Raw genomic sequence first — 1,203 nt, 5'->3', positions numbered from 1 at the left:
GCCATCCGGCCGCATTCAAGCCTGGCCTACCTGACGCCCGACGAGTTCAAGCAGCGGTATTGTTCAACTGAAGCAATCGAGGCCGTTCTCCAAGATTAAAACGGTCCGAAGAACTCAGGCAGGTCAACAACGCCTTCGCCTATTAGCGCGTCGAGGAACGGGTCCTGGACCTCCATGTTCGGCATCATTGATAGGTCCTCGTCTTCGCTGCTTGCCTGTTCACGAGTGACTCGAGTTATATCAGGCACGCGAGTCCGCCAAGACCCGTTCTAGGTCTGGTATTGCCGCCGGCTTTACTAAATGGTGAGCGAATCCAGCCTCCAAGGAAAGCCGTTTATCTTCCTTCTGGCCGTAGCCGGTGTGCGCAACGAACACAGCATCTCGGGTGCCCGGCAAGTTTTTCAATTCTCGCGCCAACTCATAGCCAGTCATGTCTGGAAGGCCGATATCGAGAATGCATCTGTCGAATGTTTCGCGCTTAGCCCGGCCGATAGCGCTTCTAGCTTCGTGTACGACAACAACGTCGTGTCCCAGAATCTCCAGAACCGTGCAAAGGGATGCGGCCACATCTACGTTGTCGTCGACCACAAGGACATGTCGCCGCGGTGCTAACGACGGCGGTGGCGCTTCACGGGCGTCTGCCGAAACTTCACTAGCAGGCCGACCGGTAGCAAGCGGCAAGCGGACTATCAGTTCGCTTCCTTTTCCTGGCCCTTCGCTTGAAACAGTGACTCTTCCCTCATGCTGCTCAACGAGGCTGCGCACCAGCGCCAGCCCGAGGCCGAGCCCACCTTCCGTGCGGGCAGGGGTGCGCTCGCCTTGCTGGAATAGGTCGAAAGCCCGCGCCATCAGCTCCGGCTCCATGCCGACGCCATTATCTTTGACCCGCAGGACGACTTCTCCGTCTAACCTGTCAATCGTTAATTGGATTAGACCGCCGTCGGGTGTGTACTTAGCAGCGTTATTGAGTAAATTGGTGACGATTTGGACCAATCGGTTGTAGTCGCCTAATACGCACGCGGCGTCAGCTGGAACGTGAAGCTTGAACTGGTGCCGATGCGTTTCGAACAGAGGACTGAGCTTCCCCCGAAATTTCGCCTTCCAGCAGGTCGTGTGTAAACTCGACCCGAAGGAAGGAAAGAATCGATGTTCAAAATACCAAAGCAGGCATACACCGCCGAGTTCAGGACGCTAGCGGTACAG

The 1,203-nt window shown here is 56.4% G+C and carries 1 protein-coding gene; it reads right to left on the bottom strand.

Annotated features, from left to right (window positions below; translation table 11 throughout):
* Positions 1-240 precede the first annotated feature (240 nt).
* Entirely contained in the window at positions 241-1,071 is an 831-nt protein-coding gene (locus tag GV035_RS25960; protein ID WP_268892292.1) for a hybrid sensor histidine kinase/response regulator, read from the bottom strand.
* Between the last annotated feature and the right edge of the window lie 132 nt (positions 1,072-1,203).

The organism is Burkholderia sp. 8Y, assembly GCF_902506145.1.
GTDB lineage: Bacteria > Pseudomonadota > Gammaproteobacteria > Burkholderiales > Burkholderiaceae > Caballeronia.
Note: the sequence above shows the minus strand (reverse complement) of the source record. Positions and strands in the feature narration are given on the sequence as shown.